The organism is Steroidobacter flavus (assembly GCF_042651805.1).
GTDB classification, from domain to species: Bacteria; Pseudomonadota; Gammaproteobacteria; order Steroidobacterales; family Steroidobacteraceae; genus Steroidobacter; species Steroidobacter flavus.
In genome coordinates this window covers 621,475-645,014 of record NZ_JBHSDU010000015.1, presented here as the reverse complement: position 1 = coordinate 645,014, position 23,540 = coordinate 621,475, and the positions used below count along the sequence as shown (strand labels likewise).

General features: G+C 62.1%; 21 protein-coding genes and 1 pseudogene. 6 read left to right on the top strand and 16 right to left on the bottom strand.

Annotated features, from left to right (window positions below; genetic code table 11):
• The first annotated feature begins 178 nt into the window (after positions 1-178).
• A complete protein-coding gene (locus ACFPN2_RS30595; RefSeq protein ID WP_380603807.1) occupies positions 179-766 on the top strand; it encodes a peroxiredoxin in 588 nt (195 codons plus the stop codon).
• 92 nt (positions 767-858) lie between these two features.
• Here the strand turns inward: ACFPN2_RS30595 and ACFPN2_RS30590 are convergent, their stop codons facing one another.
• The 12 genes and pseudogenes from ACFPN2_RS30590 to ACFPN2_RS30535 all read right to left on the bottom strand — a co-directional run bounded on the left by ACFPN2_RS30590 (position 859) and on the right by ACFPN2_RS30535 (position 11,905).
• Complete coding sequence (locus ACFPN2_RS30590) at positions 859-1,035, bottom strand: hypothetical protein (protein WP_380603805.1); 177 nt, start codon at positions 1,033-1,035, stop codon at positions 859-861.
• An 18-nt stretch (positions 1,036-1,053) separates the two neighbouring features.
• Positions 1,054-1,383, bottom strand: a complete 330-nt coding sequence (locus tag ACFPN2_RS30585; protein ID WP_380603803.1) for a hypothetical protein — start codon at positions 1,381-1,383, stop codon at positions 1,054-1,056.
• Between the two features lie 7 nt (positions 1,384-1,390).
• Entirely contained in the window at positions 1,391-2,011 is a 621-nt protein-coding gene (locus ACFPN2_RS30580; protein ID WP_380603801.1) for a helix-turn-helix domain-containing protein, read from the bottom strand.
• Between the two features lie 3 nt (positions 2,012-2,014).
• On the bottom strand, positions 2,015-2,200 hold the full coding sequence (locus tag ACFPN2_RS30575) for a hypothetical protein (RefSeq protein WP_380603799.1): 186 nt from the start codon (positions 2,198-2,200) through the stop codon (positions 2,015-2,017).
• A 211-nt stretch (positions 2,201-2,411) separates the two neighbouring features.
• Positions 2,412-2,852, bottom strand: a complete 441-nt coding sequence (locus ACFPN2_RS30570) for a DUF2780 domain-containing protein (RefSeq protein WP_380603797.1) — start codon at positions 2,850-2,852, stop codon at positions 2,412-2,414.
• Positions 2,849-3,787, bottom strand: a complete 939-nt coding sequence (locus ACFPN2_RS30565) for a DUF2950 domain-containing protein (protein ID WP_380603795.1) — start codon at positions 3,785-3,787, stop codon at positions 2,849-2,851. Before ACFPN2_RS30565 ends, ACFPN2_RS30570 begins: the two co-directional genes overlap by 4 nt.
• Positions 3,784-5,283 (bottom strand): DUF3300 domain-containing protein, encoded by a 1,500-nt coding sequence (locus tag ACFPN2_RS30560; RefSeq protein WP_380603793.1) that lies wholly within the window; start codon positions 5,281-5,283, stop codon positions 3,784-3,786. The genes ACFPN2_RS30565 and ACFPN2_RS30560 overlap by 4 nt, the downstream gene beginning before the upstream one ends.
• Positions 5,284-5,336: 53 nt before the next feature.
• A complete protein-coding gene (locus tag ACFPN2_RS30555; RefSeq protein ID WP_380603791.1) occupies positions 5,337-6,329 on the bottom strand; it encodes an isopenicillin N synthase family dioxygenase in 993 nt (330 codons plus the stop codon).
• A 5-nt stretch (positions 6,330-6,334) separates the two neighbouring features.
• Positions 6,335-6,876, bottom strand: a pseudogene (locus ACFPN2_RS30550) (pyridoxal-phosphate dependent enzyme).
• Between the two features lie 464 nt (positions 6,877-7,340).
• Positions 7,341-9,866, bottom strand: a complete 2,526-nt coding sequence (locus tag ACFPN2_RS30545; protein ID WP_380603789.1) for a TonB-dependent receptor — start codon at positions 9,864-9,866, stop codon at positions 7,341-7,343.
• A 63-nt stretch (positions 9,867-9,929) separates the two neighbouring features.
• Positions 9,930-10,562, bottom strand: a complete 633-nt coding sequence (locus ACFPN2_RS30540; protein WP_380603787.1) for a response regulator — start codon at positions 10,560-10,562, stop codon at positions 9,930-9,932.
• On the bottom strand, positions 10,559-11,905 hold the full coding sequence (locus ACFPN2_RS30535) for an ATP-binding protein (protein ID WP_380603785.1): 1,347 nt from the start codon (positions 11,903-11,905) through the stop codon (positions 10,559-10,561). The genes ACFPN2_RS30540 and ACFPN2_RS30535 overlap by 4 nt, the downstream gene beginning before the upstream one ends.
• A 155-nt stretch (positions 11,906-12,060) precedes the next feature.
• Between ACFPN2_RS30535 and pqqA the strand changes: the two genes are divergently transcribed.
• The 5 genes from pqqA to pqqE are packed head-to-tail and all read left to right on the top strand — an operon-like array spanning position 12,061 to position 15,184.
• On the top strand, positions 12,061-12,135 hold the full coding sequence (gene pqqA, locus ACFPN2_RS30530; RefSeq protein ID WP_129645968.1) for a pyrroloquinoline quinone precursor peptide PqqA: 75 nt from the start codon (positions 12,061-12,063) through the stop codon (positions 12,133-12,135).
• A gap of 52 nt (positions 12,136-12,187) precedes the next feature.
• Positions 12,188-13,093, top strand: a complete 906-nt coding sequence (pqqB, locus tag ACFPN2_RS30525; RefSeq protein WP_380603783.1) for a pyrroloquinoline quinone biosynthesis protein PqqB — start codon at positions 12,188-12,190, stop codon at positions 13,091-13,093.
• Positions 13,090-13,791: a pyrroloquinoline-quinone synthase PqqC gene (pqqC, locus tag ACFPN2_RS30520; RefSeq protein ID WP_380603781.1), complete on the top strand. Its 702-nt coding sequence runs from the start codon at positions 13,090-13,092 to the stop codon at positions 13,789-13,791. Before pqqB ends, pqqC begins: the two co-directional genes overlap by 4 nt.
• Positions 13,788-14,060, top strand: coding sequence for a pyrroloquinoline quinone biosynthesis peptide chaperone PqqD (gene pqqD, locus ACFPN2_RS30515; protein WP_380603779.1), 273 nt, complete (start codon positions 13,788-13,790; stop codon positions 14,058-14,060). Before pqqC ends, pqqD begins: the two co-directional genes overlap by 4 nt.
• Positions 14,057-15,184 (top strand): pyrroloquinoline quinone biosynthesis protein PqqE, encoded by a 1,128-nt coding sequence (gene pqqE / locus ACFPN2_RS30510; protein ID WP_380603777.1) that lies wholly within the window; start codon positions 14,057-14,059, stop codon positions 15,182-15,184. The genes pqqD and pqqE overlap by 4 nt, the downstream gene beginning before the upstream one ends.
• Here the strand turns inward: pqqE and ACFPN2_RS30505 are convergent.
• The 4 genes from ACFPN2_RS30505 to ACFPN2_RS30490 all read right to left on the bottom strand — a co-directional run bounded on the left by ACFPN2_RS30505 (position 15,181) and on the right by ACFPN2_RS30490 (position 23,540).
• On the bottom strand, positions 15,181-16,614 hold the full coding sequence (locus ACFPN2_RS30505; protein WP_380603775.1) for an efflux transporter outer membrane subunit: 1,434 nt from the start codon (positions 16,612-16,614) through the stop codon (positions 15,181-15,183). The two genes, pqqE and ACFPN2_RS30505, sit on opposite strands and share 4 nt — an antisense overlap.
• Positions 16,607-19,759 (bottom strand): multidrug efflux RND transporter permease subunit, encoded by a 3,153-nt coding sequence (locus ACFPN2_RS30500; protein WP_380603773.1) that lies wholly within the window; start codon positions 19,757-19,759, stop codon positions 16,607-16,609. The genes ACFPN2_RS30505 and ACFPN2_RS30500 overlap by 8 nt, the downstream gene beginning before the upstream one ends.
• A gap of 3 nt (positions 19,760-19,762) precedes the next feature.
• Positions 19,763-20,815 (bottom strand): efflux RND transporter periplasmic adaptor subunit, encoded by a 1,053-nt coding sequence (locus ACFPN2_RS30495; RefSeq protein WP_380603771.1) that lies wholly within the window; start codon positions 20,813-20,815, stop codon positions 19,763-19,765.
• Between the two features lie 229 nt (positions 20,816-21,044).
• The gene (locus ACFPN2_RS30490) at positions 21,045-23,540 is read right to left on the bottom strand and encodes a TonB-dependent receptor (RefSeq protein ID WP_380603769.1); all 2,496 of its coding nucleotides are present in this window, start codon (positions 23,538-23,540) and stop codon (positions 21,045-21,047) included.

Below are 23,540 nucleotides of genomic sequence, written 5' to 3'. Positions count from 1 at the left end.
ACATCTCCTTCGACAGGTAACGTTAATGAGGCAGCGCTGGCTGAGTTCCGACGCTCGCGCTCATGCGCGCCCGAGGTGTTTTTTGGAAGATATCGACGCCCACAGCGCTGTCAGATGACGCGTACTCGCCAGAGGAGATACGATGCGGCTCTTTCGTCCATCGTCTGCTGGAGTCGTCATGAACACGCGTTCGAAGGGTTTGCTCTTGACCGGTCTGCTGGCATTAGGCACGGCGTTGCCGGCACTGGCGGCGTTACAGGAAGGGGCCCCGGCGCCCGAGTTCACCGCGCAGGCGTCGCTGGCCGGTAAGCCGTTTACGTATTCGCTCAAAGACGCGCTGAAGAAGGGCCCGGTCGTGGTCTATTTCTATCCGTCGGCATATACCGGCGGCTGCAACGTGCAAGCCCGTACGTTCGCGGTCAACAAGGACAAGTTCGCCGCCGCCGGCGCCAGCATCATCGGCGTCTCGCTCGACAGCATCGAGCGGCTCAACGATTTCTCCAAGGACCCGGAATATTGCGCGGGCAAGTTCCCGACCGCTTCGGATGTGGACGGGAAGATCGCGAAATCCTACGAGCTCCAGGTGCGTGAAGCCGATACCGGCAAGAAAGACACGCGCGGCCAGGAGATCGATCATGGCTTCGCCGAGCGCACCACCTTCATCGTCACGCCGGACGGCAAGGTCGCGGCCACGGTCGGCGGCCTCAACCCGGTCGAGAACGTCAACAAGTCCCTGGAAATCGTGCAGAAACTGAAGGGCGGCTGAGCTTGCCCGCAGTGACGAACGGCCGTCCGCAGTAGCGGCCGTTCGTCCGCTATCTAAGAAGAAATAACAGGCGAATCATAGAGTTGCCTGTTTTAGAACCGCTGGCTATGATGCCCTCCGATTCGGTTATATAACCGTTCTGCGACCGCCCCCGAGGAGAGCCCCATGAGCGCACAGATGTCCATGCCGATGACCGGCCCGATGATGAATCCCATGTCCGGCATGCCGGCCATGCCCATGGCCATGATGATGCCCATGAACTGCCGCATGACCTGCGAGATGAATGCTCAGGGAATGATGTGCATGATGATGCCGGGCGAAGGCATGACCATGGACATGATGAAGGACATGTGCACGATGCTCACGTCCATGATGGCGAACGGCATGTCCTGCATGATGAGCTGCGCCGGCATGCCGATGATGAGCTGCTGTGGCATGGCCATGATGCCGACCATGAAGTGCGAAATGACCGCCAAAGGCATGAGCTGCACGATGATGCCGACCGGCATGATGAGCATGGACATGCTCAAGATGTGCTGCGACATGATGACCAAGATGATGAACTGCGGCATGCCCATGACCATGATGTGCGGCACGATGCCGATGATGGTCTGCACCCGCTGATCAGTAGCTGATGCTCTCCGGATAGGTCATCACCAGATAGGCGATGGCCTCGAGCGCGCCCCCGTTGCGGTAGCCGTGGGGCGCGTCGGCGGAGAAGAAGATCGCATCTCCCGCCGCCAATCGGTGCACTTCGGCGCCGACACTCACTTCCAGCTCGCCTTGCGCCACCACCAGATTTTCGCTGGTGCCGGAGGCGTGCGCTTCGCTGCTTTCGTCGCAGCCCGGCGCGAGTCGTAACTCGTAGAACTCCACGCGGCGACTGCCGATGAATGGAAACAAAGCGCGCGTGACGAACGCGCCGTCCGCCGAGTGCAATAACTTGGCATCGCTCGCCGGCAGAAAAGTCACATTGGGCTCGCTACGATCGCCGACGAACGCGGTGATGGGCAGTGAGAATGCGTCGGCGATGCGGGCGAGCACGGTGACCGTCGGCACGCTTTGACCGAGCTCGATCTGACCGAGCATCGCGCGACTCACACCCGCGGCGCGAGCCAGCTTTTCCAGCGAGAGGTTGTTTTGAGAGCGCAGCCGGCGCAGGTTGGCGCCGATGATCCGGGCGAACTGCTTGTCGTCGGGCGTCTTATCGGCATCCGCCGTGGACAGGGGACTGGAGTCGGTCACAAATCACATCGACTCCGGTCCGCGCACGGTACGCAGCGGGCGGATCGACGCGGGCGCGTTCGGCGCCGAGGCGACGAAGCCCACGTTCGGATACCACATCACGTAGGGGCGCGAGCGACGCTGGCTGGCCTGGCGCGCGAAGCGATAGGGCGCGAGGGCGATCACGTTGTTGGGCCGTTCGGTAGACATGATGGATTCGTTGCCGTTCACAGTGAGGAGCAGCGTAGGGCATGCCCGACCAACTCAGAAGGAATGAATCCGAATGTCGCCATAACGGGCGACGATATAACCGCTCTGTAACGGCTTGGGAGAGGTGGCTAACTGCCGGCTGCGATTGGTGTTTTCAGGGCAGTGTGAAGCAGGTATCACTTGGCCGGCGGGGAGGTGTCCTGCTTCACGGTTACCGCAGTATGCCCATCAGGATGTCCCGCTCGTGGTCGAATCCGGCGGCACCGAGATATTGAATGACGGCGGGCGCGATCTGCGAAGCCAGCGGCTGTCCGATGCCCAGGCTCGCCAGCGATTCTTCGTAATCGCTGATCGTATCGAGCGGCCGCGTCACCACGCCCTGCAATTTCACGGCTTGCATGATCTGGTCGGCGTTGGGGATACGAGTGGCCAGCAGATCGAAGTCTGGTTTGGGCAGTTGCTCGCGCGCATATACCAATAGCGCGCCGAGCGCACCGCGCGCCTGGGCATCGTTGAGGCCGAACTGGCTCTGCAAGTAAGTCACGGCGTTCTGCCCTGGCGTGGCTGCTTGCACGAATTCAAGCGCCAGCAAACATGCGAACAGGCTGACGAGCGTTACTAGCGAGGTGCTGCGGGCATGTCGAATAGTCATGGGGTGACCTCGGTGGCGACTTCGTTCCGCCAGGTCGAGTCGGGATCGAATGTTTGGATCGCCCGCGCCGCGGTGGGCGTATCCGGACCGAGGTCTTTCGAATAAACGATGCCATCGTGATTCACGATGAACGTCATTACGCCGCTGCGACCGTACTCGGCGGGCGTGGCGATCAGCGCGAAGCCGCCGATCATTTTTCCGTCGACCAGATAATTGTAAGCACCCCCTCGGGCATTGGGCCCTTGTGCCGTGAGCAACCGATAGATATAGCCGCGCAACGGCTCGTTCTTCGACGGTCCGTTTTGGAAATAGCCTTCGCCTTGCGCGCGTGCGAACCCTTCGCCGAGCGGGCTCGGTGGCTCATCGCCCGTGGTTGGCCAGTACAGGCCGTCCTTCTGTCCTTTCGAGCTCACCAGCTTTTGTGAAAACTGTAACAACGGGGCTCGTTGCGGGTTGCGCATGTAGTACTCGCGCTGGGCGTCGACGAATGCGAGGCAGGACTGGATCGTCGCCAGCTCGTTGGCGCCGACGCGGCGATTCACGATTTCGTCCGTGCCGGCCGCGCTGTCGAAGTGCCAGCGTCCCTTGGTTTGAACCAGCGGAAAAGGAAATGGCCACTGGTCGGTACCGACCAGCAACGTTGCTGCACCGTCGGCGCCGCGACTCAATGTATGTTCCGCTTCGTAGGCCCGCACGAAGCGCCCGCGGGCATTTCGGTCCTGGACCGGATCGCCGGATGCGACGGCCGGCTCGGCTTCGCTGCCGAGCACTCTCACCAGTGCGCGCGTATCGTCCGAGCGGGCCGCCGCGATCAGAGCTGCTACGGCGTCGTCGATCGATGCGAAATCTCTCTGCGTGGTCGCGCGGTTACACGCAGCCAGGGCTATCAGTAGCAGGACTGCGAAGACTCGCATGGATGTGATTTGTTGTTTCATCTGCGCCGTCCGCCACCCCGCGACATGCCACCTCGACTCGCCGCGCCACGACTGCTGTGCGCTCGCGTGCGAGCGCCACTGTCGACGCCGCGAAATGCATCCGAGGATCTGCCGCCGCCACCGCGATCGAAGTCGCGAGAGGCAGAGTTCAGATCTCTGTTCTCTGCGCCGCCACCGAGGTCGCGATATTCATTGGTGCGATTGGCGAGATCACGGTTTTCACCGCCGCCGCCGAGATTCGGATTCTCATTGGTGCGACCACCTAGATCCCGCGATTCGTTGCCGCCGCCGAGGTTTGGATTTTCGTTCGTGCGGCCGCCGAGATCCCGAGATTCGTTACCGCCGCCGAGGTTGGGGTTTTCATTCGTGCGACCGCCCAGATCCCGAGATTCGTTACCGCCGCCGAGGTTGGGGTTTTCATTCGTGCGGCCGCCCAGGTCGCGAGATTCGTTGCCGCCGCCGAGATTGCGATTTTCGTTCGCGCCGCCGCCCAGATCGCGGTTCTGCTGACCGGCGCGGTCGCCTGTGCCTAGTTGGCTGTTCTCGCGGCCGCGAAAGTTCTCGCGCGCCTGCAGCGCTTCTTGGCTGCTGCCCCGGCCATACCTCTGTTGAGTCGCGGAGTCGCGATAGCCGACGCCCTGGCGATGCGCCGAGTTGTGCTCCCAGCGATTGCTGACGTTGGTGCGGTTGACGTTGTTGACATTGGTGCGGTTGAAATTGTTGTAGCGATTGACGTTGATATCGATGTCGCTGTGGCCCCAATTGAATCCGCCCCAGAGCGCACCGCCGACAATCACGCCCGCGCTGAAAGAAAAGAACGCCGCGCCGGCCGCATAACCTGGCGGATAGTAGTAATAGGGCGGATACGCCGGATACGGCCAAGCACCGTAAACGACGGTCGGGTTATACGTCGGAACGTAAACGACTTCGGGACTGGGCGACTCGATGACGATGACCTGCGGAGCAGACGAGCCCGCGGGCGCGGCTTCGGTCTTGACCGTTTGTTCCTTGCTGCTCTTCAAATTGCCAGCGTCTTTCGCCTTGACGCGCAATCGCTGAACGGCGTCCATGACATCCTTACGTTGGGCGAGCACCGCGTCGCCGAGCTTCTGGGTCCAGTCGAGCTTCTCGTTCATCATCTTGAGCACGTCTGGGAACGCGACCATGGACTTGACGCTCGCATCCCAAGTCTCGTTCTCCACCGCCTTCGCAACTGCATCGCCTTTAACATCGGGATGCTCTGCGGCCCAGCGCGCGGCGAGCACGATCTCGAGCGGATAGGTCGATGCCATGAGAACTTGCGCGAGCAGCGCGTCCGGATAGAGCGCGATGGGCGCGACGATCTGCTCCAGCTCTTCGGGCTTGAAGGGCTGCGCCTTCGCCTGATCCTCGGCAGAAGGCGTCGTCGGTGCAGCTTGTTGCGAATCGACCGCCTGCTGGCCCAGAGCCAGCAGGCTCGCGAGCATCAACGAGCAAAGAAGCAACGATCGGTTCATCCCGCGCATGATGCGCGGTGGGGTCGGTTCGATCAGTACGCGGCGCGGGAGGCTTACAACGCCTTCTCACGCAGCCAGGGGAAGACCCGGCCGACTTTGCTGAGCAGGTATTCTCCGTACGTTTGCTGGACGGCGTGCGGATCGAGATCGTCCCATCGTACTTGCGTGTGTGGGCTGTAGCTGTCCGGAGCAACGGTCTCGATAGGTGTGAGCGCGGCATCGAAGGCGGGATCGAAGAATAGCGCCATCGACAGACGATCGGATCGCGCCGAGCTACGCACTCGATGCAAGGCCGACAAGTAACGGCCGCGGGTCAGACGCTCCAGCATGTCGCCCACATTGCAAACAAATGAATCTGGCACGTCGGGCACCTCGAGCCAGCCATCGCGATGGCGTACCTGTAAACCGCCGACCGTGTCCTGCTTCAACAAAGTAATGAAGCCGTAGTCGGTGTGCTCCCCGACGCCCCAGCCGTCCGTCGGGTCCGCGACGCGAGGGTAGTTGAAGATTCGAAACAGGATGGTCGGATCGCCCGTGTAGCGCTCGCGGAAGAACGTCTCTTTCAGGCTGAGCCCGAGCGCCAGCAACGCCATCAGCTGATGACCGACGCGAGTGATCTCTTCCATATAATCGAGCACGGCGCCGCGCAGCTCGGGTGTGGATGGAAACACGTTCCTGCCATGTAGAGGTGTGCCGGCTTGCACGCGGGGGTCTGACTCATCCAGCTCGGTGCCGAAGTACAGGCCTTCCTTGCCATCCGGGCGTCCGGAGGTCAGCTCCTCGCCGAGTTGGAAATAGCCCCGCCACGCGCGGCCGCCCTTCGACATGTGGATGGAGCGCTTGGCGTCCAGAGGGGCATCGAAAAACGCTCGCGCCGAAGCCATCAGCGCCTGCACTTGCCTCGTTTGCACGCCGTGGCCGACCAGATAGAAAAAGCCGAACTGACGACACGCCGCATCGAGTTCTCTCGCAAGCTCCAGCCGCGCGGCTGCTCCGTCGTGCATCGAGGAGAGATCGACGACTGGCAACTGCAGCGATGCGCTCATGGCAATCAGCGGTATTTCAGGCCAGTGCCCGTATTGAATACGACGACACGATCTTGCTCGCGAATCGCACCCGACGCACGCAATGTTTGTAACGCCGACCACGCCGCGCCGCCTTCGGGGCAGACATCGATGCCGGTGCGGCTCGCGAGTCGTCGGGTTGCCGCGTCGGCGTCTTCGTCCGTAACCATGACGGCAGTGCCGTTCGATTCACGCAGCACGCGAACACAAATGAATCCGCCGATCGGGCTCGGCACGCGCAAGCCATAGGCATGCGTGTGCGGATTGGGCCAGGGCTCGGTGCGGTGCCGCCGCCGGTGGGATAGATCACGACCTCGGGAATCTCGCCATCGAATTGCTCGACCAGCTCGAACGCCATCGTCTTCTTGCCTTCGATGCGATACGGCTCTTTCAAGGTGGACACATCGAAGGCGTCCTTCGGTCCGTGCTCGCGAAGGAATTTGCCGGCATCGGCGATCGTGCCTTGAACTCGATGGATGGTGGCGCCGTAGAGCTCGCACTCGTCGAAGAATGCTTTCGGCGTGTCCACGAGCCGGTGGGATTACGCGACTCGTCCTTCACCCAGACATTGGTTTCGACTTGCAGTAATGGGGTCAGTCCCTCGACCAGCGAGACCTCATCGCCGGGCAGGAGCGGCAAAAGTTCGCGATACCGCCACAGGCTGGGCTCGCGCGATTGCAGATCCCGCAGCGACAACTTCAGTGAAGAGAGGTTGTAGTCCACTCTTAGCGGCAAGCCACACGCGCGACAGACAGTCAGCAGCTGCTGCGGGTCGTGGGACGTCTCGCAGGCGAAACACCGAATGCCAGCGAGATTCGGCGAGAGGGCGACCGTCATTCAGTCTCCGGATGTTGTCCTTTGGTTCGAGCATACCGCACCGTCATTGAATCGAGGGACGGCTCATTGGACCACGGACCCGGGACTGAATTCGGTACGGGAGCAGTTATGTTTCGGTTAGATCCTCGAGGGTGTACGCAATCTTCCCGCCCGGGATCAGCGCCCGCTGTAGCGGAATGTCAGCCCGAACGTACGCGGGCGCGAGGTCGAGGTGATGTAGCCATACGGCGGGCCGTAATCGACGGTGTCGAGTACGGGGCGCTCGTCGAACACGTTGTCGACCGACACGGTCACCGCCAGTCGCTCGGTCAAGTCCATGCCGAAGCGCATGTTGACCAGCTCATACGAAGGTTGCACGACCGGCAGCCCTTCCTGTGAGAAGAAATCCGAGATGGACTTGTCGACGTACTGAGCATCGGCACGTACGTGAGCCGATCGACCGCCGATGATCGAGAAGCGGTATTGCACGGAGGCTGACGCCGTCCACTGCGGCACGATGGGGAAGGGATCGCCCGCCATCACGCCGGCTTCCAGATTGGTCTTCGTGTACTGCGCATCGGTGTAGCCGGCGCTGGCGCTGAGATCGAGGCCGTTGATCGGCGTCGCGGCGAATTCCACTTCGGCGCCTTTGCTTTCCGCCGCACCGATGTTGCCGATGAAGCTGAAGCCGCAATTGAACATCTGCACGGTCTTCTGCACGTCCTTCCAATCGATGAAGTACGCCGAAGTGTTCAGACGTACGCGACGATCCGCGAGCTCCGCCTTCCAGCCCAACTCATAGCTCGTGAGCTCGTCCGCGTTGAAATCCGACGGCGCGTGCGTGAGTCCGAGTTCCGCGAGACCATCGACGCAGGCCTGGTCATCCAGCGGCACGATGTTGTTGGCACCGCCAGGGCGGAACCCTTTGGCACCGGAGACGTACAGCATATTGTCTTCGTTCACGTGGTAGTCGACCTGCAGTTTCGGCGACACCGCCGAGTCCGAGCCGCGACCGAACTGAGGACTATGGTCGTAATTGGTGAGTTGGCGCTGCTTGCCATCGAACCAACGAGCGCCCGCCGTGACGCGCACGGCGTCTGTCACATTCATGCTCGCTTCGCCGAACACCGCGACCTGTTGCTCGTCGTTGTTCTGCGTGCCGGTGAACAGGCTGGTCAGGTCCGGGTAGATGTCGGCCATGTCGCCCACCGGGAAGTCTTGCCAGAAGTCGCGATCTTCATCGAGATAGAACGCGCCGATCACGCCGCCCCAATTGTCACTGCGATAGCTCAAGCGGACTTCTTCGGAGAAGCGCTTGTTCTCGATCTCCGTGAACGCCCAGGTGGTGCGAGGCGTGCCATCCGGCGCCGGTCCGTAGTAGGCCGTGTTGCCGTAAGTGAGATCTTCGGTCACGAGCGTGAGCGATTCGAAGTAGGACGTGGCGGAGAACAGCTCGAAGCCATTGCCGAAGTCATATTTCACTTCCACTGCGGACAAGGTGAAGTTGTTGGACTGCTCTTCGGGAATCTCGCGCGCCAGCAAGCGCAGGTCGCCCATGTCCTCGAGATACGACGGCGTGCCTTCGATGTCTGTTTCCTGGCGGAACACGCTTGGGGTGATGGTCAGCTGGTCGGTGGCCTGAATCGTGGCCGCGAGGCGGGCGCCCCAGCTGCGCTCGGTGTTGATGTCACGTTGTACGTTGACGCGGGTGGTCGAGGGTTCCAGGCTGAGCACGTTGTCGATGTAGCCGCCTTCGTCGCGATAAAACATCACGCCGCGCAGTGCGACTTTGTCTTCGATCAGCGGCGCATTGACCATCGAGTTCACGCGATAGCCTTCATCGCCGTGCGCGGTGGCGGAGGCGGTGACCTCGGCGTCGTAGAAATAATCATCGAGCCGCGGCTTGTTCAGCACGACGCGCACCGTGCCGCCCATCGAGTTCGCGCCATACAAGGTGCCCTGCGGGCCGCGCAGGACTTCGATGCGCTCGACATCGAACAGCTTCGGATCCATCACAGGCACGGGCGCTTCATCAAGGTAGAAGGCAGTCGTCGGCACACTGTCGAAGCCGGATTCGATACCTCGAATGTTCACGCGACGACCGCCGCGCAGATCGTCACGTCCGCCGGCGGGAGAGGTGATCTTGAAACCCACGCCCGGCACGCTGCGAGCGTAGTCGAGGAAGTTGTCCATGCCGGCCTGCACGATCGTTTCCTGGCTGAGCGCCGTGATACTGACGGGCACGTCTTGCAAACGTTCCTCACCGCGCTTGCCGGCGGTGACCGTCACTTCTTCCAGGATGGGCGACTCGTCTGATTTTGCCTGTGGGGCCGGGGCTGCTGCTGCCGCGAGTCGATGCGGAGCCGGTGTCACTGCGGCCGCGGTTCGCATCGACGGCGGGATCGCGACGATGGCAATGCCGCCGTCCGGTGCCTTCTTATATGAAAGGCCCGAGCCCTGGAGCAGGCGTTGGAGCGCAACTTCTCCGCAGCGCTCGCCCCGCAGCGGTTCGGACAAGCGATTGCGGGCCAGATCGGCCGGGACCGTGATCGTGATCCCGCACATGGTGGCGAAGTTCATCAAGGCGTGGTTCAGCGGCGCCGCTTCCAGGTTGATGGTGTCGGCCGCCTGGCTGGTCTGAGCGGTGGCGGCCAGCAGGGCCCCGCACAGGACAGTCGAGATCGTATCGCGCAGTGATCGCATTAGCCGTCTCTCTTATTGGTCTCCCTGCGTTTATGACGAAGCGGCCCATGTAATCGACACTTTCTAGCGTTCGATCAGCCCGGCCCGGAGCGCGATCAGGGTCAGCTCGGCCTGATTCCCGGCATGCAATTTTTGTTTGATGTTATAGAGATGGGTACCGACCGTGGAGGTGGACAGGTTCAGCTCGGCGGCGATTTTCGGGACGGCGGCGCCGTTCGCCAGGCGCAGGAACACTTCGAACTCCCGTTCAGACAACGCATCGACCAGGGTAGTGGTCCCGCCGACCTCGGCCAAGGCGATTTCCTGGGCGAGCTTGGGGTCGATGTAGCGTTGTCCGGCAGCGACCATCCGCACCGCCTCGAGCAATGTTTCCGGGGCCGTGCGTTTAGACAAGAAGCCCAAGGCGCCTTGTTTTAGTGCGCGCCGGGCGTGAATGGCGTCGTCGTGCGCGGACAAGGCCAGGGTTTTCACATCCTTATCCCGGGCGCGCAGGCGACGGATGGTCTCCAGGCCGCCCATGCCCGGCATGGAAAGATCGAGCACGACCACGTCGGGTTTGTCTTCATCGAAACGGACACAGGCCATTTCACCGCTGTCGGCTTCGGCAGTCACGCGCACATCGCTGACAGTCTCCAGCAGCAGCCGGAAGCCGGTGCGCACCACGGTGTGATCGTCCACGAGCAGCACTTTGATCATGCGTGCTCTCCCAGCGGAATCTCGGCCGTCAGGTCCACGCCATGCGGCTCGTGATTCTTCAAAGTGAGGGTGCCCCCCAACATCGCCATTCGCTCCTGCAAGCCGCGCAGTCCGAAATGCCCCGGACGCGACCAGTCTTCGGGCAGGCCGATACCGTTGTCGGTTACGCGAACTCGAACATGCGAGTCGGAGTGAACGACACTGACCTCGACTTGCGTCGGACGGGCATGGCGCACGGCATTGATCACTGCTTCCTGAACGACACGATACACCGCGATGGTGGCACTGGTGCCCAGTTCGGTGGGCAACGCGAAGTGCAGCGAGAATCGAATCGCGGGATGGCGGCTTTGCCATTGCTTGATGAAGCCATCCAACGTTTCCGCCAGTCCGAAGGTATCGAGCGTGAGCGGCGCGAGGCGGGGAATCAAACCGTGCATGGCGTCGTACAGTTGCGCCGCCTCGCTCGAGATCAGGCGAGCAACTTCGGCGGTCTGCGATTCGGCGGGATGTTGATTCGCGATCACCACTGCGAAACTGCGAATGGCGGTCACCGACTGCGCGAACTCATCGTGCAGCTCGCGCGCGATGACGCGTCGTTCTTCATCCAGCCGTTGCTCGATGAGCTGGTCGAGCTCGCGACGTTGTTGCAGCCGTTGTTCGGCTTCGACGGCCTTGCGATCGCTGAGCAATTTTTCCTCGAGTGACACCGCCATGCGGTTGAAGGTCGAGCCGATCATGTTGGCCTCGTAACCTTTCAACTCGGGCAGCCGATGCCGCAGATCGCCTTGTTCGATGCGGCTGAGCCCGTCGACGATGACGGGCCAGGGTGCCACCGCACGACCGACCAGCCAGAACACCGCGGCGTTGAGCACCGCGAACGCAATGCCGCCGACCAACATCAGATGTTTGAAATCGTCCCAGCCGTCGAGAATGGCGCGCGAGGCATTCGCTTCGATCCGCACTTCCGAGCCGTTCGCGAGCGGAAAGATGTGCACCGGAGTCGTGGGCAGAATGATGGAGGCATACCAGGCGGGCGCCTCGCGTCCCGCCTTGTAGGGTGAGGGCGGGGACTCATAAATCACTTTCTGCTCGGCGTTGCGCACTGTGATCTCGTGAGCCCGCACCCGGCCGAGGTGCTGCAGGAAAATCAATAGCGCCTCATCGTCGTGCTGGTCATAGCTGATCAGGATCCGGCTCAGCAGCTGGGTGGCCACCACGTTGGCGCCGGCGATCTCTTCGCCCACCGCCCGACGGGTGCCGTCGAATTGCAGCCACGCCGCGAGGATCACGAAGGCCGCGCTCAGGCTGGCGACGATCAGATTGACGTGGGTGCGGAGTTTCAACGGTCCTTCCTTGCGGGCGGCAGGGCGCGAAGTATGACGGAGGCCGCGCTCATGAAAATCATGAGTCGCGAATCATGATTGTCGCGTAGCGGCGGCGGGTGCGATGGCGTCATGGTGGCGTCGGGACTGCAGTTAGTCCCTACAAGGAGTCCACCATGATTTGGGAAACCCCTGTGGCCATCGATCTGCGTCTGGGCATGGAAATCACCATGTATGCCGAGCACCGTTGATCGTTGAAAAGAGGGCGGGGCTGCCGGGGTGGCCCGGAGCCTCGCCTTGCCCATGCACATACGAATTCTAGGCGCTGCCGCCGGCGGTGGCTTTCCTCAATGGAACTGTAACTGCCCCAATTGCGGCGGCGTACGTCGGGGGGAGCTGAACGCCCGCCCGCGCACCCAGTCGTCCATTGCCATCCGCGGCGCGGATGAAACGGCCTGGACGCTGGTCAATGCATCGCCCGACATCCTGGCGCAGTTGCAGGCCAATCCCCAATTGCAGCCCGGTCGCGCCTATCGCGATACCGGCATCCGCAATATCGTCCTGACCGACTCGCAGATCGATCACACCACCGGATTGTTGATGCTGCGCGAGGCCACCAAGCCGTGGCCGCTTTGGTGTACGGACAATGCCTTCGCCGATCTCACTACGTCGAATCCCATTCTGCAGGTCCTGCAGCGGTACTGCGGCATCGACCGGCAGCGCATCGTGACGGGTGAGTGGTTCGCGGTCGGCGGCAACGAGGATTTGCGCTGGCAGGCATTCGCCTTGCCCGGCAAGCCGCCGCCGTATTCGCCACGCCCGCCGGAGCTGGGCGATGTCATCGGACTGATCGTCGAGGATGTCAGCACCGAGATGCGGCTGTGTTATGCGCCCGGCGTTGCGAACATCGATTCGTGGTTGTTCGAGTTGATGTCGAGCGCGCAGTGCGTGCTGGTCGACGGTACGTTCTGGACCGATGATGAGATGTTGCGGTTGGGCGTCGCTCACAAGCGAGCTGCGGACATGGGGCACCTGTCGCAAACGGGTGGGATGATCCAATGGCTCGACCGGCTGCCGGCGACCACGCGCCGCGTGCTGATTCACATCAATAACACCAACCCGATCCTGGTCGAGGACTCGCCAGAGCGCGCGTTGTTGAACCAGCACAGTATCGAGGTTGCTTACGACGGCATGGAGATCGTGCTGTGAGCGGCGACGTTCCTTGGGATGAGGCGGAGTTCGAGCGGCAGCTGCGAGAGCAGGGCCAGGCGTATCACATCTATCACCCGTTCAACGTGATGCTGAACACGGGCAAGGCCAGTCGTGAGCAGATCCAGGGCTGGGTCGCCAATCGTTTCTATTATCAGATCAGCATCCCGCGTAAGGACGCGGCCATTCTCGCGAACTGTCCGGATCGGGACGTGCGACGACGCTGGGTCGAGCGCATTCTGGATCACGACGGTCATGGCGATGATCCGGGCGGCATCGAAGCGTGGTTGCGTCTCGCCGAAGCCGTCGGCTTGGAACGAACCGAAGTGGAAGGATTGCAGCGGCTGATTCCGGGCGTGCGCTTCGCGGTCGACGCCTATGTGAATTTCGCCCGACAGGCACCGTGGCAGGAAGCGGTGTGCTCGTCGTTGACCGAACTGTTTGCACCGGCCATTCATCGGCAACGCTTGTCGTCGTGGCCAGAGCACTATCCGTGGATCGAGCAGGGCGGGCTGCAATACTTCCGCAGTCGTGTCTCACTTGCCCAGCGCGATGTGAATCACGGGCTGGCGGTGACACTCGCTTACTTCAAGACGCGCGAGCAGCAGCAGCGGGCGTTGCAGGTCTTGAAGTTCAAGCTCGACATTCTTTGGGCGATGAACGACGCCATGGCCCAGCATTACGGAGTCCAGTCATGACCGACGCTGATCGGCCCAGCATTCGTTCCGGCCTGCGGCTGCAGTGGGAGGAAGTGCAGAACGCGTACGTGCTGCTGTATCCGGAAGGCATGGTGAAGTTGAACACCAGCGCTGCGGAGATTCTCCGCCGTTGCGACGGCGTGCGCAGTGTCGATGAGATCGTGGCGGACCTGGAGTCGGCGTTCAATCGCACGGGGCTGCAGGATGAGATCGTGCGGTTTCTCGAACTGGCGAGAGCGCAGGGCTGGATCGGCGCGGCGGCCTCATGAACGCGGCAGTCACATCCTCGCACCCGGTCGGGCCGCCTCTGTGGCTGCTGTTCGAACTGACGTATCGATGCCCGCTGCAATGTGTCTTTTGTTACAACCCGATCGACTTCGCGAAGGTCGAGAACGAGTTGACGACGGAAGAATGGTTGCGAGTGCTGCGCGAGGCACGGGCGCTCGGGTCGGTGCAGTTGGGATTGTCGGGCGGCGAGCCGTTGGTGCGCGATGACGTTGAGGAGATCGCAGCCGAAGCCCATCGGTTGGGGTACTACACGAATCTGATTACCTCGGGCGTTGGCTTGAGCCGGGAACGGCTGACCGAGTTGAAACGAGTCGGACTGGATCACATCCAGCTGTCGTTTCAGGACTCCACGCGAGAGATGAATGACTTCCTGTCGCACACCAAAACCTTCGAGCTGAAGAAGCGTTGCGCCGACTGGATCAAGTCGCAGGGTTATCCGATGGTGGTGAACTGTGTGATCCACCGGCTCAACATCGATCACCTCGACACCATCATCGATATGGCCGTCCGGATGGGGGCGGATTATCTGGAGCTGGCGAACACCCAGTACTACTCGTGGGCTCACTTGAATCGCGAGCATCTGTTGCCGTCGCGCGAGCAGCTGCAGAAGGCGGAGCAGACGATGCTCGCCTGGCGCGAGCGGATGAAAGGGAAGATGAAGATCTTCTTCGTGGTGCCGGACTACTACGAGCAGCGGCCGAAGAAGTGTGTGAATGGCTGGGGAACGACACTCGCGACCATCGCGCCGGATGGGACGGCGCTGCCTTGTCACACCGCGAGGATGTTGCCGGGGCTGAGCTTTCCGAATGTGCGAGAGCAGGGCATGAAGGAGATCTGGTTCCAGTCCGAGGCCTTCAATAAGTTTCGCGGCTTCGGGTGGATGAAAGAGCCGTGCGCGAGTTGTGAGGAACGGGAGAAGGACTTCGGTGGGTGTCGGTGTCAGGCGTACCTGTTGGCGCACGACTCGGCAGCGGCGGATCCAGTGTGCTCGAAGAGCCCACAGCATCATGTGGTCGTGACGGCTCTCGAAGAAGCGCAGCGGCCGCGCGTGCCGGAAGCGCCGTTGATCTTCAGGCGCCGTGAGAATTCGACTCGTCTTTCCTAACGCGACTCGATCTGTCCGCCGCCCAGCGCGATATATAAGCTCACGAGATTGGAGACCTCGGCGCGACGGACTTGCAGGAGCGCCTGCTCGGCCGAGAACAGATTGCGCTCCGCATCCAGAACCTCGAGATAGCTGACGACGCCCTCGTTGTAGCGACGATGCGCCAGCTCAGCGAGTTGCCGCTGAGCCTTCGTTCCGCGCTCCTGCGCGCTCACTTGCTCGGCAAGGAACTTGCGACCGGCGAGCGCATCCGACACTTCCTGAAAGCTTGTTTGAATGGTGCGCTCGTAGTCGGCGATCGCGATGTTCTGGCGCGCCTCGGCAACAGTGAGGTTGGCGCGACGTGCGCCAAAGTCGAAGATCGGCAGCGAGATCGACGGCCCGTACGACCAGGTGCGTCGATCGTTGCCGACCAACGCGTCCAGTTGTGTCGACGCGAACCCATAGCTGCCGGTCAGTGTGATCGAAGGAAAGAACGCCGCTCGCGCCGCGCCGATGTTCGCACGAGCGCCGCGCAGCCGATGCTCTGCGGCCAGGATATCCGGTCGGTTCACCAGCAGGTCGGAAGGCATGCCGGCCGCCAATGTTTCCATTCGTGCCTGGTCCGCAAGCGGCAAGGGTTCGGGCAGCGGCTCGGCGATGGCACGGCCGACCAGGGTCGCGAGCAGGTTCTCGTTCTGTGCTTTCGTGAAGCGCAATGACGCAAGCTCGGTTTCCGCTTGAGTCAGCAGCGTTTCGGCCTGCCGAAAATCCAGAGCGGAGGTCACACCGGCATCCAGACGCTTCTGCGCGATACGCAATCCTTCGCGGCGGCTGTTGACGGTGGCCTCGGCCAACTCCAGTCGCTCGCGCGCTTCGAGCGATGCGAAATACGCGGACGCGACATCCCGGATCAGCGAAAGTTGAAACGCTCGAGCCGCCTCGACCGTGGCGAGGTACTCGGTACGTGCGGCGCGCGTTAGATTGCGAACACGACCCCAGAAGTCCAGCTCGAAGGACGCGACACCCGCGCCGAGAAAGTATTGAGTGAACGTTTCGCTGGTGCCCAGCGGTGTCGCGCCGGACAGTCCCGTGCTCTCCGGACCGACGCCGTTGCGGGTGGCCTCGGCGTTGACGGCGATTGCCGGCAGTAGCTCGGATCGTTGCACGCGATACAGGCCGCGGGCTTCCTCGATCTGCGCGACCGCGATCGTCAGGTCGCGATTGTTTTTCAGCGCCGTCGCGATCAGGACTTCCAGCCGCGGATCGGCAAAGAAATCTCGCCATCCAAACTCAATGGCTCGTGTGCCGGCTGCAGGATCGTCGACATAGCCTTCCTCGTATCGCTCCGCAGTCGGCAGCGGAGGGCGTTCGTCGCGAGGCGCAAACGAGCACGCGGAGAGAAACATTCCGAGGCTGGCCGCGAGGAGTGCGTTGGAGAGATTATTCATGGGCTGTCTTCAACTTTCCGCGCGACAGCCAGCGTCGCACAGACAGATAAAGCACCGGGATGAAGAAGATGCCCAGCACCGTCGCGGCGATCATGCCACCCATGACGCCGGTGCCGACCGCGATACGACTGGCCGCGCCCGCGCCGGCCGACAGCACCAAGGGCACCATGCCGAGGATGAACGCGAGCGAGGTCATGATGATGGGGCGCAAGCGCAGCTTCACTGCGTTCATGGTGGCATCGTAGGTCGATTTGCCGGTCGCTTCTTCTTCGAGCGCGAATTCGACGATGAGAATGGCGTTCTTGGCGGCCAGACCGATGATCGCGATCAGGCCGACGTTGAAATAAACATCCGCAGGCAAGCCGCGTAGCATCGTGAACAGCACCGCGCCCAGCACGCCGAGCGGCACGACCAGCAGCACCGCGAGCGGCACCGTCCAGCTTTCATACAAAGCGGCGAGCAGCAGGAACACGACGATCAGCGACAAGCCCAGCAACGCGCCCACCTGGCCACCGGCCTGTTGTTCCTCGAAGGAAATCCCCGTCCATTCGAAATCGAAGCCTTCCGGCAGCTGCGCGGCAAGTCGCGCCATTTCGTTCATCGCTTCGCCGCTGGAGCGACCGGGAGCCGGCGATCCTGAGATCGTCATTGCCGGATAGCCGTTGTAGCGATCCGTTTGCGGCGGACCGGCGGTCCACTCGGTGGTCGTGAACGCGCCGAACGGCACCATCTCTCCTTGCGTGTTTCTTACTCGAAGCGCGAGAACGTCCGAGGGTGTCATGCGATAGGGAGCATCGGCTTGCAGCAGCACGCGCAGGATGCGTCCTTCGCGGCTGAAGTCGTTGGCGTAGGCACTGCCAAAGGCGATGGCGAGTGTCGCGTTCACGTCGGCAATCGACAGTCCCAACGCTCGTGCTTTGACCCGGTCGATGAGCACGCGCAGCTGCGGCGAGTCCGCCTGACCTTCCGGTCGGACCGCGGTGAGCAGCGGGCTTTTACTGGCTGCCATCAGTATTTGATTGCGCGCGTTGACCAGAGCTTGCTGTCCGTGACCGGCGCGATCCTGCAGTTTGAACGTGAAGCCCGCGGCGACACCGAGCGACGGAATGGACGGCGGGTTGAGCGTAAAGATCAACGCTTGTTTCACTTGCGACAGCATCGCGTTGGCCTTGCCCACCAGGGTCAGCGCGTTGTTCTGTTCGCCTGGGCGCTCGTCCCACGGGGTCAACGAAACAAAGGCCATGGCGTTCGACTGACCCTGGCCGAAGAAGCTGAAGCCTCGGATGAAGATGATGCTTCGGGTCTGCGGTTGGGCTCGATAGAAAGTGCGGACCTGATCGATGGCTTCGTCGGTGCGATCGATCGTCGCGCCCGGCGGTGCCTGCACGACGGTGATGATGGCGCCCTGATCTTCGGCGGGCAGAAAGCTGCCGGGCAGACGCGAGAACAACAGCAGTGCGAGCCCCACCAACAATACAAAGATCGCGAGGAAGCGCAGCGATCTGCCGAGGATGCCGCCCACCAGCCCTTGATAACGGTGCGTTACACGACCGAACCAGTCATTGAAGCCGCCGAAGAAGCGTGCGGACCATCGGCCGAGCCGGCTGGTGGTTTTCTCGGCATCCGCACGGCAATGCAGTGGCTCGGACTTGAGCAGCGTCGCGCACAAAGCAGGTGTTAGTGTGAGTGCCAGCAAAGCGGAGAACGCGATCGACAAGGTGAGCGTCAGTGAGAACTGCCGATAGATGCCGCCAGTGGAGCCGGGGAAGAAAGCCATCGGCACGAACACCGCGACCAGCACCAGTGTGATGCCGATGATCGCGGAGGTGATTTGCGTCATCGCTTTCACGGTCGCCTCACGAGGCGGCAGGCCTTCTTCCGTCATGATGCGCTCGACGTTCTCGACCACCACGATGGCGTCGTCGACCAGAATGCCGATGGCGAGCACCATGCCGAACAACGTCAGCACGTTGATGGAGAAGCCAAGCACCCACAATCCCAGACAGGCGCCGGCCAGGGCGATCGGCACCACGATGGTGGGAATGAGGGTCGCGCGCCAGTTCTGCAGAAACAGAAACATGACCAGGAACACCAGCACCATCGCTTCGACGAGAGTCTTCACCACTTCATCGATGGAAATGCTGATGAACGGCGTGGTGTCGTACGGCACGGCCCAGGTGATGTCCTCGGGGAAGGAGTGCTCGAGTTGTGCCAGACGCGCTTTGACCCCGGTCGCGGTGGCGAGCGCATTCGCGCCGGTCGAGAGCTGGATGCCCATGCCGGCGGCAGGCTTGCCGTTCAGCTCCATGTCGGAAAGATAACTTTGCGCACCTAACTCCACTCGTCCCACATCGCCGACTCGCACGGTCGAGCCGTCGGGGTTGGCCCGCAGGATGATCGATGCGAATTGCTCGGGCGTCGTGAATCGGTTCTGCGTCAGGATGGGTGCGTTCAACTCGGTCCGGTTCGCGAGCGGTCGATCGCCGAGCTGGCCGCCGGGCGACTGCGTGTTTTGTTCCTGGACTGCGGCCAGCACTTCGGCGGCCGAAAGACTGTAGGTCGTGAGACGATCCGGATCGAGCCACACGCGCATCGCGTACTCGGAGGAGAACGAGCGAATGTCGCCGACGCCGGGCACGCGGCGCAGTTCGTCGATCACGCGGGTGGCCGCAAAGTTGCCGAGCTCGAGCGAGGGCGTCGCGCCGGTTTTCGACTGGAGCGCCACGATCATCAGAAAGCTCGACGACGCCTCATTCACCAGCACGCCTTGACGGCGAACTTCCTCGGGCAGTCGCTGCTCGATGGCGCGCAGCTTGTTCTGAACGTCCATTTGCGCGACGTCGATGTCCGTGCCCGAGTCGAAGGTCACCGTGATCGACGCGGTGCCGTTCGAGCGGCTGGTCGAGGCCATATATAAAAAGCCTTCGACGCCGTTCAGCTCCTGCTCGATGACCTGTGTGACATTGGTTTCCAGGGTCGCGGCGTCGGCGCCGGGATAGGTGACTGCGATCGTCAAGGAGGGCGGGGCGATGGCGGGGTACTGCTCGATGGGCAGCGACCGCAACGCCAGGGTGCCGGCGAGCAGAATGCCGAGCGCGATCACCCACGAGAAGATCGGGCGATCGATGAAGAAGCGCGGCGACACGCTTCAGTGCTCCGTGGGCTTGGCGGCGTTTGCAGCGGGCTCGTCCGCATTGATCACGCGGACATGGGCGCCGGGCTGAATTTTCTGCAAGCCGTCCACGACGACCCGATCTCCATCGTGCAGCCCTTCGAGCACGATCCATTGATCGCCGCGTTGATCGCCGAGCTTCACGGGGCGAGGTGCAATCGTGTCACCTTCGGCGATCGTCATCACCGCGGCGCCCGACGTGCTCAGTAGAATGGCGCGCTGAGGAATCGCATATCCATGCGGCCGGATGCCGACCTCGATGCGTGCGCGCACGAACTGCCCGGGCAGCAGGATGCGCTCCGGATTGGGAAACTCGGCGCGGACCGCCGCGGTGCCGGTCGCTTGATCGATGGAGAGATCCAGAAAATTCAGATGACCGGGGTGCGGGTAGGTGCTGCCGTCCTCGAGCATCAGGGTGACCGCCACTTTGCCCAACTCGGGCACCTTCAGCGTGCCAGCCGCCATCTCGCGTCGTATGGCCAGCAAATAAGCGCTCGACTGCGAGAAATTCACATAGATCGGCTCGAGCTGCTCGATGGTGGTGAGCAAGGTCGCCGAAGCGGCGCTGACCAGGGCGCCTTCGGTGACCTGCGCGCGTCCGGCGCGACCTGCAATCGGGGCGCTCACCGTTGTGTAACTCAGATTGAGCTTGGCGCTTTCGAGCTGTGCTTGAGTTTGTTCCACGTCCGCGTCAGCGGTGCGTAGGCGTGCCATCGCGGCGTCGAACTCTTGCTGACTGATCGCTTGTTCCTTGACCAGCCCTTTGTAACGTTCGACGTCTTGTCGAGCATTCGCCGCGGTTGCCTGAGCGCGTGTTAGCGTGGCACCGACGGCGCTCACATTGGCTCGATACTCACGCGGGTCGATGACGAACAGTGTCTGGCCTGCTTTGACGTCGGTGCCTTCGTCATAAAGCCGCCGTTCGACGATGCCGTCCACACGGGCACGCACCTGCGAGGTGCGAACGGCCTGCACGCGGCCGGGAACCTCGGTGATGTTTTCGATGGATTGCGCTTTCGCGGTGACCACGCGCACTTCGGGCGGTGGCGGCGCGGGTGGCGCCTTGCTAGTGCACGAACACAGCAACACCAAGCAAAGGGCGCCGCCGCCTCTGGCCAGCTGCAGCATGAGGTTTGTTACTCACCGCCATGGCCTCCCTGCCGCGAGATTGTTTGTGACCGTCGTGCTCGTATAGCGCCGGCCCTGCAGAAACACAATATGGAGGAGTGGTAAGTAACAAGTGCAGGTCGGTTGCCTCTTAGCGTTTGGCCGCGCCGGCGAACGAAAAACGCGCGCCCAGCCAGAAGGTGCGCGGCGCGCCCGGCGCTAGAAACGTCGAACCCAGCAGCGGGCGCTCGCCATCGACGACCGGGCCCGCGAACGGCCGAGCCACAAACTCACCCTGGGCATTGAACCCGGTCGAGCCCAGCTGCGCCCCGGTGTAGTACTCCCGATCCAGAACATTGTTGAGTTGCGCGAACAGCGTCAGTGCCTGCATCGGGCGGTACTCCACGCCCAGATTGAAAACCGTGTAGCCGCCGATCTCTCCCGACCCCAGGTAGTAAGGCGCTTCCGCCTGGTGCTCGTTGTTCTCGTTGCCGCGCGCGTAGGAGCTTCCGATGTTGATGGCATCGAGGCTGAGCGAGATTTGCTCGGTCACATCCCAGGCGGCGAACGCCTTCAAGATATGGCGGGGGACGAGGGGAATCCGGTCGCCGGGCTCGATGTCAATGGTGCCTTCGAAGCCGGGGCCTTCTTCGTTGCTGCTGTTACCTTCGCCGAGCACTTCTTCAGGGCTTCGATACGTCGCATCCAGATAGGTGTAGTTCGCACCCACATACACCGGGCCGAGCTGACTGTTGACGCCGAGCTCGACGCCTTGTCGTCGGGTTTTGCCGAAGTTCTTGAAGTAGCCGAAGCCCGAGGTGTCGTCGGCAACAAACAGAATGTCGTCGCGATTGTCGGCGCGGAACACGCCGATGTTCCATGCGAGTCGCTTGGCCAGCAAGCCACGAGCGCCGGCTTCAACGGTGCGTGTGACGACTTGATCGAGCGGCGGATCGCCGGCCATCGCGTTCGGCAGTCGGCAGGGATTCTCGGGATCGGCGCAGCCCAATTCGATCGATGATGGCGCCCGGCTGCCTTCGCTGTAGCCGAGGTAAGCCGAGACCGCTTCGCTGGGATTGAACGTCACACCCAGCGCCGGATTGAAACGACTGAAGCGATGTTTCGCGGTGAGCGAACCGGGTTCGCCGGCATCGGTGATGCCGTCGACGTTGTCGACGGTCGTGCGGTCGTAGCGGCCGGACAAGGTGAGTTGCATCAAGCGGGACAGCTCAACTGTATCGGTGAAGTACACGCTGCTCGTGGTCGTGTCGCCGTCGAGAGCGACGCGGGAGTCGAAGGCGTTCTCGGATTCCTGACTGCCATCGGCAAACGCGCCGGGTCCGTCCACGCCCTGGATGCTTCGGTCCGGCAACAGATAGCCGAACTGCGAGGACTGTTCGAACGTCGCGTTGCTCTTCAATCCGGACACGCCGACGATGAACTGGTTGTTGCGCGACGCTATCGGCGTCGTGAAGGTCGCTTGCAGCGACACGCCGGCATCGTGTTGTTTGCTGTGCGTCCGATTGATCAGGCCGTTGCATTTCTCGTTCGGCTCCTCGTTCGTCAGCACGTTGGCGATACAGCGCCAGAACGGGAAGGGCGTATTCGCCTGAGTCTCGCCGCTCGTGGGAAAGCCCGTGTAGCCCGCTTCCTCGAGCGCTTCACGCTCGTCGGCGCTGGGTTGATACAACGATTCGCCGAGCGAGTCGTCGTTGATGTCGCCGTTGAAGGTGTGGGTCTCGATGTTTCGATAGTGCGCGTTGCCGGACAGCGCGAACGTGTCGCTGACCTTGTGAGTCACGACTAGATTTACCAGATACGACTCGTTCTTGGTCTCGTCGGGCTTGGTGTAGACGCTCCTGTAGTCCTGGCTCAGCAGCTGCACATCCTGCAGACCGTTGCCGGTCAGTTCAGTGTCCGCATACGAGCCGCTGACCGAGATGTCTGTGGCCTCGTTGCGCCAGCCGAGCTTGCCGAAGAACTGTCGCGCCTTCGTGGGCGAATCGTCGCGCCAGCCGTCGTCGCGTAAGTCGTTGCCCGTGACGAACCAATGAAGGCCGCTGTCGCCATGAGAGGCGGCGGTCGCCGCGACTCGGCGGCGCTCGTGCGAGCCATAATTAACTTCGACGCCGTAGCCTGGATAGCTGTAGCCATCCTTCGTCTGCAGCGCCAGCGCGCCGCCCAGCGTGTTCGAACCAAATACAGGATTCGAGCCGGGGATGAGTGTCATCGACGACAACGCTTCTTTGGGCAGCAAATCCCAGCTCACCACATCGCCGAAGGGTTGGTTGAGCCGCATGCCGTCGAGATACACCGAGAGTCCCTGCGGCGTGCCGAGTAACGGCGAAGCGGTGTAGCCGCGATAGTTGATGTCGGGTTGCAGCGAGTTGTTCTGGATGTCGTTGACGTAGACGCTGCCGACCTGCCGGTTCATATAGGCGGTGACATCGAGCGCATGGGAGCGTTCGATCTGACCGGAGGTGGCTGTTTGAACGGGCGCCGCGATCCGGTTGCGGTCGACTTGCGAGCCGATCAGCGGAGTGACGCCGATGACCGTGACTGTATCGATGATGTCATCGGCGTGCGCGAACGTGGCCAGCAAAGTCAGTGCCGACAACGTAGCCGTGCCATGTATTGCTGGTCGCAT

Excerpts from the sequence above, each read along its gene's own strand:
- ACFPN2_RS30595 (WP_380603807.1), top strand. The coding sequence starts at position 179 with ATGAACACGCGTTCGAAGGGTTTGCTCTTGACCGGTCTGCTGGCATTA.
- ACFPN2_RS30540 (WP_380603787.1), bottom strand. The coding sequence starts at position 10,562 with ATGATCAAAGTGCTGCTCGTGGACGATCACACCGTGGTGCGCACCGGC.
- ACFPN2_RS30560 (WP_380603793.1), bottom strand. The coding sequence starts at position 5,283 with ATGAACCGATCGTTGCTTCTTTGCTCGTTGATGCTCGCGAGCCTGCTG.
- ACFPN2_RS30490 (WP_380603769.1), bottom strand. The coding sequence starts at position 23,540 with ATGCGACCAGCAATACATGGCACGGCTACGTTGTCGGCACTGACTTTG.
- ACFPN2_RS30575 (WP_380603799.1), bottom strand. The coding sequence starts at position 2,200 with ATGTCTACCGAACGGCCCAACAACGTGATCGCCCTCGCGCCCTATCGC.
- ACFPN2_RS30505 (WP_380603775.1), bottom strand. The coding sequence starts at position 16,614 with ATGAATAATCTCTCCAACGCACTCCTCGCGGCCAGCCTCGGAATGTTT.
- ACFPN2_RS30570 (WP_380603797.1), bottom strand. The coding sequence starts at position 2,852 with ATGACTATTCGACATGCCCGCAGCACCTCGCTAGTAACGCTCGTCAGC.
- ACFPN2_RS30555 (WP_380603791.1), bottom strand. The coding sequence starts at position 6,329 with ATGAGCGCATCGCTGCAGTTGCCAGTCGTCGATCTCTCCTCGATGCAC.
- ACFPN2_RS30565 (WP_380603795.1), bottom strand. The coding sequence starts at position 3,787 with ATGAAACAACAAATCACATCCATGCGAGTCTTCGCAGTCCTGCTACTG.
- ACFPN2_RS30545 (WP_380603789.1), bottom strand. The coding sequence starts at position 9,866 with ATGCGATCACTGCGCGATACGATCTCGACTGTCCTGTGCGGGGCCCTG.
- pqqB (WP_380603783.1), top strand. The coding sequence starts at position 12,188 with ATGCACATACGAATTCTAGGCGCTGCCGCCGGCGGTGGCTTTCCTCAA.
- ACFPN2_RS30590 (WP_380603805.1), bottom strand. The coding sequence starts at position 1,035 with ATGCGGCAGTTCATGGGCATCATCATGGCCATGGGCATGGCCGGCATG.
- pqqE (WP_380603777.1), top strand. The coding sequence starts at position 14,057 with ATGAACGCGGCAGTCACATCCTCGCACCCGGTCGGGCCGCCTCTGTGG.
- pqqD (WP_380603779.1), top strand. The coding sequence starts at position 13,788 with ATGACCGACGCTGATCGGCCCAGCATTCGTTCCGGCCTGCGGCTGCAG.